We start from the raw sequence: 7,368 nt of genomic DNA, 5'->3' as shown, positions 1-7,368 counted from the left end.
CGCACGGCCTCCACCCTGCCAGCCCGTTTGTGAATCGGCATTTCGCTGCAATCGGCACGCGCACGCGCGCTTAACCACCTGTACGCAGCCGTCGATTACCGCAGTGGTTAGGGACGGGTGAGCGCGGAGTAACACACGCATTCAACCGGCCCGGATTTAACCGGATGCGAACGAAATCTCAGGGGTCGCTGGCGTTTTTTTCGCCTGAGCGCGAACTGAACAGAAGCCACCCCGCCGCAACACCGAACAGCGCACCGGCCACTTCCAGCACCACGCGCGAACCGAGCTCGTTCGGATCGTGGACGGTCGCCAGGAACAAGCGCGCGTACAACGGCGACTCCAGCCGCATGATGCCCATGTAGAACAGCTTCCACGCGTCGATGCCGGCCGAAGCGATCACCGCGATCACGCAGGCCCAGCCGATCGCGTGCCCGGCGTTCCAGCCAACGGCGCGGCACAGCCACTGCCACAGCGCGTACACCAGCAGGCCGACCAGCAGCGCGATAAGGCCCGCTTCCAGCGTTCCGAGCAATCCAAAGTGCAGCGGCAGGTTCATCGTGGTCCGGGCGGTCGGTGAGCGCACAGTGTAGCGGCCCACCCTGGCGCCACGGGGGTCAACGCACAGGGACGTCGTAGGCGGTGTGCGGGTCCGGCTCGGGCGTGAGGGTGTAGTGCCACCATTCCTGCGGGTAATTCTCAAAGCCCTGGCGGCCCATCACCTGGCGCAGCTTCTGCCGGTTGAGGTACTGCTGCGGGGTGACGTCGGGCGCGTCGGTATGCGCACGCGGGCCGAAGAAATCGAAGTCGGTGCCCATGTCCAGCGCGGTGCAGGTGCCGCTGCGGCAATCCACCAGGGTCAGGTCCACGGTGGCGGCGCGACTGTGCCCGGAGGTCTGGGCGATGTAGCCGCCGAGCAGCGCCGGCTTGTCCAGGCCCGGATACTGCTGGGCCTTGCGCGACTGTTCCAGCGGATCGTTGGTCCAGTCCACGAAGGCCTGCACCGACTGCGCGGGGCGGTAGCAGTCGAACAGACGCAGGCCGTAGCCGTCGGCACGCAGGTCCGCTTCAACCCTGGCCAGCGCGGTGGCCGCAGGCTTGAGCAGGTAGCACTTGGCGGCGTCGTAACCGGGTACACGGCGGCCGGTGAAATTGTTGGCCCCGGCATAGCGCAGGTCCAGGTCGATATCCGGGGCGAGGCTGCGGATGTCGACCATGCCGGCCTGTTCGGGGGTGCGCACCAGTGCGATCTGCACCGGCTGGGCGGCCGCGCCGACGGCGACGAACAGGGCGATCAGTGCCGCACTACGGGCAATCGCCGATACGGGTGAACTGCAGGTCCTGGTAGTCATAACTGAAGTCGATATCCGGGTCGATGGCACGCAACGTAAGCGTTGAGGGTGTGCCCGGCCCAACCTGCAGCCAGGGCTCGGCATCCGCCCCGAGGGTATCCCACTGCACCAGCCAGCGGCTACCGAGCTGCATCACCCGGCCCTGGAGCCTGGGCGATTTGTCCACGCTGAAGCGGAGGTGCCCACCTTGTGGGCACAGGCTGGCCGGCCCCAGCCACGGGTCGCGGTAACGGCCCTGCCAGGCGCGGGTAGCGCGCGGGTCCGCCGGGCGTCGCGCGCGCGTATCGGGCCGCACCTGGCCGGCGTCGGTGCGCTGCTGCTGTTCCTGCTGCAGCAGGCGTGCGTAATCGAGGACACCGCGAGCCTGCGCCGGCGCGGTGTAGTGCTTCAATGCGGCCTGCATCAGCGCGGTGCGTGCATCCTCGGCGTCACCGTTGATCAGGATCACCACGCCCACCTTGCGGTCCGGCAGCAGCGCCAGGGAGGAGTACATGCCCGACAGCGTGCCGGTGTGGGCCACCTTCCACTGCCCGTCCATGTCCGACAGGCGCCAGCCGTAGCCGTAGGCGTAAAAATGCGCGTTGTCCCACTGCCGCTGGCGCGCACCGAGCGGCATCGGCATGTGCGCGGTCCACAGCGCGCGCCGTTGCGCCGCACCCAACCAGCCCGGCACCACCGCCGGGTCCAGCAGCACCTGCATCCAGCGGGTCATGTCCTTGAGGCTGCAGCGGATGCCGCCGGCGGCCATCGACGGCAGGTCCGGGCTTGTATCGCCATCGGCCTGGACCACGACGTTGCGCCCGTCGCGACGGGTATGCGGTTGGGCGACGTTGCCGACCTTGGCCACCGACCACGCACCGACCTGGCAGCGGTCCATGCCCAGCGGCACGAACACTTCCTCGCGCAGCAACTGGTCGTACGGCTTGCCGGCGGCCGCCGCGGCCACTTCACCGGCCACCACATACATCAGGTTGTCGTAGGCGTAGCCACTGCGGAAGCTGGTGACCGGCTTGAGGTGGGCCAGCCCGGCGATGATGTCCTGACGGGTGAAGGCGTTGGGCTCGGGCCACAGCATGAGATCACCGGCGCCCAGCCCCAGGCCGCTGTTGTGGATGAGCAGATCGCGCACCTGCATCTGCCTGGTTACCCAGGGATCGTGCATGCGGAACTGCGGCAGGTACCTGATCACCGGATCGTCCCAGCGCAGCACGCCGCGGTCGACCAGCCGCGCCAGCAGGGCGGCGGTCATCGCCTTGCTGTTGGAGGCGATCTTGAACAGGGTGTCGGGGTCGATGGCTTCGCCACGGCCGCTACGTCGTTCGCCAGCGGTGCGCTGGTAGATCACCTGACCGTCTTCCACCACCGCCATCGCCAGGCCCGGCAGTGCGTACTGCTGCCGGGCCTGGTCGAACATCGGATCGAACGCGGCCGGTGACGCGGCGGCCATGCCGGCGGCCATCGCCAGCACCGCCGTCCACGTCGCCTGCGTCATGCCGGTCATGTGCTCAGTAGTTCCAGGTCACCGTGAGCTGCGCATAGCGCGGCGACTGGAAGCCGGTGCCATAGCCATACAGCGGATTGGGCGTCCCGATGCTGTCCTGCGGCTCGTAGTCCTGGTCCACCGAGACGATGCGCTGCTGGTTGAGCACGTTGTAGACGGCCAGTTTGACGTTGATATCCAGTGGCACCGGGATCTTGTAGGCCACGCTCATGTCCAGGTCGTAGGTCCAGGGCGTGCGCCCGTCACCTCCACGCGGGGAATGCACGAACACCCGCTCGGACGGCACCGTGGCCTGGCAGTTGGACACGCACACGTAGTAGCTGTGGAAATCGGTGGCGTCGAACGGGTTGCCGGCACCGAAGCGGGTGATCGGGCTGCCGGACTGCACGCCCAGCGTCGCGGCGATCGTGAGGTTCTCCGTCAGCGCATAACTGCCGCGGAACTTGAACTGATGGCGGCGATCGTTGGCCAGGTAGCCGTAGCCGCGATAGTTGACCCACGGGTTGTCGAAGTTCTCGGTGCGGCCGGAATCGGCGAAGTCGGTATCGGAGTTGACCGGTCCTTCGGCGTTGCCGCGGCCGTAGGCCAGCGTGTAGGACGCATTGAAGCCCCACGTGCCGTCCCATGCACGATCCACCTGCAGCTCCAGGGCCTTGTAATCGCGCTTGGGCTTGACCCAGCCGCGCTGGCCGACGTAGTTGCCGTCGTCGTCATACAGCGCCCAGCCTTCGCGGGCGGTGTCGATATCGATCCAGGCATCGTTGCTGCCGTCGCAGTCGCTGTCGCCCCACACGGTGTTGGTGCGGCCGGGGTTGCCCATGATCCAGACGCCGTCGATCGCCCCGCACTGGCCGGTCGCGGTGATGTTCATGTCATCGATGGCGTTGTGCAGGCGCCGGTAGGTGACGCTGGCGCCGACCGACCACGATGCGCTGAGCATGTGCTGGAAGCCCAGGATGGCCTCATCCTGGTAGACCGGATCCATGTCGCGGTTCACTTCGGCGCGCAGGTCCGGCACGCTGCCGTCGCCCTGCGAGTTGTCCACCGGCCCGATCTGGCCGCCCAGGTTGGGGACGTTGTTGGGCGCGCCGCTGTAACCGAGGAATTCGTACCAGGTGCGCTCGTCCAGGAAGCCGCCGGCCTGTTTGATGTTGATCACGTTGGCCACGGGCAGGAAATACCGCCCCAGGTTACCGAACACCTTGGTGGTGCCATCGCCGCGCAGGTCCCACGAGAAGCCCAGCCGGGGCGCGATCATGTCGTCGATCTTGATGTAGCTGTCGCCGTCGCCGCCCTTGTTGTCGAAGCCCTCCAGGCGTGCGCCGATGTTGAGCAGGAAGTTCGGCGTGACCTGCCAGTTGTCTTCGAGGTAGTACGCCGAGTTGATGGTCTCGAACGATCCGGCCACTTCGTAGCGGCGGGTGCGCGCGACCAGTCCGCTGGCCGGTACCACGCCCCCGTTGAGCGAGCTGCCCGGGGTGCGGTAGTAGATGTCGTAACGCAGTCCACCCGGGCCGGGGTAGGCACGCTCGTAGTCGGAGGTGTTCTCTTCGCGGTCCATGCCGAAGCGCAGCAGATGGTTGCCGAGGGTCCATTCGAAATCGGCGCGGGCGGCCTTGCGCGTATCCAACGCCGATTCCAGCTGCGAACTGCTGGTGCAGCTGCGGTCGCCCTGCAGGTCGGTGGGTACGCCCTGGCTGGCGGTGCGGTTGTCGAACACGCGGTTGCAGTTCTCATCCATGAGGCTGCTCTGGGTGCGGTTGCGCTTGTTCTCGCCGTACATCAGCTTCATGGTCAGGTCGTTGTTGACCTGCCAGCTGTAGGTACCCGACCAGTTCTTTCCCCCTACCGTGTTGTAGACCTGGTTGGTGCGCTCGCCCACGGCCAGGCCGGTGTCGTAGTCGTACCGGTAGACGTCGGTGACGGTATCGCTTTTGTCGGAGAAACCGAACAGCGACAGCATCTGGTTGTCGGTGATCTGCCAGTCCAGCTTGCCGCCCCAGAACGGATCGTCGGCGGTGCCGCGGTTGAGCACGGTGCCGGCATCATTGGTGGAGTTGGGGGTGTAGTCGCGCGCTTCGTACATGCCGAAGAAGAACAGCTTGTCCTGCACCAGCGCACCGGAGGCGAACACGTTCAGCGCACTGCGCGAATAGTCATCGCGGCTGGCGGTGATGTAACGGCTGTCGTCGCGGTCGTAGCGGTCGCGCGCCTGCGACTGCCACGCACGCGGCTCCAGTACCAGTTCCGCGCCGGCCTTGAAGTCGTTGCTGCCCGAGCGCGTCACCGCGTTGATGACGCCGCCGGTGCTGCGCCCGAACTCCACCGAGTAGCCGCCGGTCTTGACCTGGAACTCCTGGTAGAAGGAGAACGGCACCGAGGAGAAGCCCACGCGGTTGTAGAAGTCGGTGACGTTCAGGCCGTTGATGTAGACGGTGTTCTCGGCCACCGAGGAACCGCCGAAGGAAATGCCCTGCCCGCCCAGCGATCCCTTGCCCTTCACCGCACCCGGTGCCAGCAGCGCCACGGCGGTGATGTCGCGGTCCACCGGCAGCCGCGAGAGTTCTTCGCGGGTGATGTTGGTGGCCGATTCGGTCGACTTCACATCCACCATCGACACCACCTGCGGCGCACGCACCTGCACCGTGCCCAGGGTGCTGACGCCACTCACCGGCACGTTCACCGTGGTGGCGCTGCCCAGGCCGACATTGACCTGGCCAACCCGCGCCGGGGCCCCGCCAGCGACGGCCACCTCCAGCTCGTAGGTGCCCACCGGCAACAACGGGATGCGGTAGCTGCCATTGGCCTCGGCCTTCACCGAACGCACGAATCCGGTGGACGGATTGCGCACGGTGACCGTCGCGTTGTCCAGGCGCTGCCCCGAATCGGTGACCAGCTTGCCAACCACTGCGCCGTCCTGGGCCATCGCCATGGGCGCGACCGAGCCCAGGCAGGCCCCCAGGGCAACGCACAGCGCCGCCCGCTTCAATCGATGTGCATTCATTCCCTGCTCTCTCCTGCAGATATGGAATCGTGGGTACCGCCGTTTACCGCGTCGCCTCCAGTGGCACCACGTGCGACTGGAAGTCGTAGTTCCATTGATCGAAGTACAGGTTGCCGCCGTCCCACTCGACCTCGCCGCGCTGCGAGTCCACCGTGTCCGAGCGGAAATGCTGTTTGGCCGGTTGCGGCGGCTGCTGGAAATCGTCGTTGAAGGCGATGCGGTAGGCATCAAGCCCACCGAAGTAGAAATCGCGCAGTGCCGGCTGCGGGCTGTCCAGGCGGCCGGTGGTGACATCCATCGGCATCCAGCCATACGGCGCCAGGTACAGCGCGCCCCAGTCGTGCAGGTTGTTGTAGCCGACCGCGTCATCGGCGTAGACCATGCCCGACTGCCAACGCGCGGGGATGCCATTGAGGCGCAGCAGGGCGATCAGCAGCAGCGTCTGCTGGCCGCAGTCGGCGTGGCCGGCGTGCAGGGCGTAGTCGCTGATGTTGGAAATCGTGGCGTACTCGCGCGCGCCGGCCCAGGGAATCTGGTCCACCGCGTCGAACAGCTTCTGCGCGATGCGGTATGGGTGGGTTTCAGTGCCGACCACGCGCTGCGAGAACGCGCGCAATGCCGGGGTGAACAGCACATGCGGCGCGCGTTCGGCCAGGAACGGCTGCAGCGCCGGGTCCTTCGGCGTAGGCAGGACCTTGGCCGGATCGATCGGGATGTGCCGGGCGTACACGGTGACCGTGTAGCGGATCTGGAATGCAGTGGGCGTGCCGGCCACCGCCGTGCGCTCCAGGTAGGCGGTGCGCTGCAGGGCGCTTTCCGGCGCGATGCGCGCCCCCGTCGGGGTACTGGCGATCCACTGGATGTCTTCCTGCTGGCCGGCGATCGCGCGCGGATACGGAATCCAGGCGCGGACGGTCTTGCCCGCAGGTACGGCATCGGCCTTCACCACCAGCGACTGGGTCACCTCCACGCGACGCGGCACCACGCTGGTGGCCCCGCTGGCGCGGGCGGCCGCGACGATCTCTTCATGGTGGGGGCCGAGCGTCTCGAAGGGGCCGTCGGTTGGCAGTGGCGCATCGGGCGCACGCCGGGCGCGTGCTTCGGCGCTGATGCGGAACAGGTTGGACGGCGCGCGCTTGAAGTAACGACGCTGGCCATCGATGTCCAGGTGTTCGATCAGCCCGGCCGCGTCCCAGCGCGCGAACTCGGCATCGCGCAGGTCCGGGATCTGTCGGCGCAGTTGCGCCTTGGCCGCGTCGGCATCCAGGGTGAAGTCCAGGCGCATGCGGCGCATGCGCTCGCGCTGGAAGACGAAGTCCTGGCGAGTGGCATCGCCAAGCGCGGCATCGTGCAGCGCCGCATCGATCTGCGCGTCGGCGCTGGCGAAGGCACCGCGGTCGACCTGCGCGATCACCTCCGGCAGCGAAGCGCCGGCCCAGGCGCACAGCGGCGCCAGCGCCAACAGCAGACAGGCTGTGGCGCGCCAGCGGGCGAAACGGAGCGAACGCGGTTTG

Annotated in this window: 5 protein-coding genes; all 5 read right to left on the bottom strand. The window is 67.1% G+C overall.

Features of this window, described 5'->3' with window-relative positions; all coding sequences use genetic code 11:
• Positions 1-178 precede the first annotated feature (178 nt).
• Genes RTO53_RS05805 through RTO53_RS05785 form a run of 5 tightly spaced genes read right to left on the bottom strand, consistent with a single transcriptional unit; the run spans position 179 to position 7,301 of the window.
• A complete protein-coding gene (locus RTO53_RS05805; RefSeq protein WP_312236913.1) occupies positions 179-556 on the bottom strand; it encodes a hypothetical protein in 378 nt (125 codons plus the stop codon).
• 58 nt (positions 557-614) lie between these two features.
• Complete coding sequence (locus tag RTO53_RS05800; RefSeq protein ID WP_312236912.1) at positions 615-1,349, bottom strand: M15 family metallopeptidase; 735 nt, start codon at positions 1,347-1,349, stop codon at positions 615-617.
• Positions 1,303-2,850 carry a serine hydrolase gene (locus RTO53_RS05795; RefSeq protein WP_312236911.1) on the bottom strand — a complete coding sequence of 516 codons (1,548 nt, stop codon included), beginning with the start codon at positions 2,848-2,850 and terminating at the stop codon, positions 1,303-1,305. Before RTO53_RS05795 ends, RTO53_RS05800 begins: the two co-directional genes overlap by 47 nt.
• A 4-nt stretch (positions 2,851-2,854) precedes the next feature.
• Complete coding sequence (locus tag RTO53_RS05790) at positions 2,855-5,854, bottom strand: TonB-dependent receptor (RefSeq protein ID WP_312236910.1); 3,000 nt, start codon at positions 5,852-5,854, stop codon at positions 2,855-2,857.
• A 43-nt stretch (positions 5,855-5,897) separates the two neighbouring features.
• Positions 5,898-7,301, bottom strand: coding sequence for a transglutaminase domain-containing protein (locus tag RTO53_RS05785; protein WP_312236916.1), 1,404 nt, complete (start codon positions 7,299-7,301; stop codon positions 5,898-5,900).
• Positions 7,302-7,368: the final 67 nt, after the last annotated feature.

It is taken from the genome of Stenotrophomonas sp. (assembly GCF_031995405.1).
In the GTDB taxonomy this organism is placed as follows: Bacteria; Pseudomonadota; Gammaproteobacteria; order Xanthomonadales; family Xanthomonadaceae; genus Stenotrophomonas.
This window is presented reverse-complemented; position numbering and strand designations above follow the sequence as displayed.

Bases quoted from the DNA above. Each gene is read 5' to 3' on its own strand.
- RTO53_RS05805 (WP_312236913.1), bottom strand. From the start codon at position 556: ATGAACCTGCCGCTGCACTTTGGATTGCTCGGAACGCTGGAAGCGGGC.
- RTO53_RS05800 (WP_312236912.1), bottom strand. From the start codon at position 1,349: ATGACTACCAGGACCTGCAGTTCACCCGTATCGGCGATTGCCCGTAGT.
- RTO53_RS05795 (WP_312236911.1), bottom strand. From the start codon at position 2,850: ATGACCGGCATGACGCAGGCGACGTGGACGGCGGTGCTGGCGATGGCC.
- RTO53_RS05790 (WP_312236910.1), bottom strand. From the start codon at position 5,854: ATGAATGCACATCGATTGAAGCGGGCGGCGCTGTGCGTTGCCCTGGGG.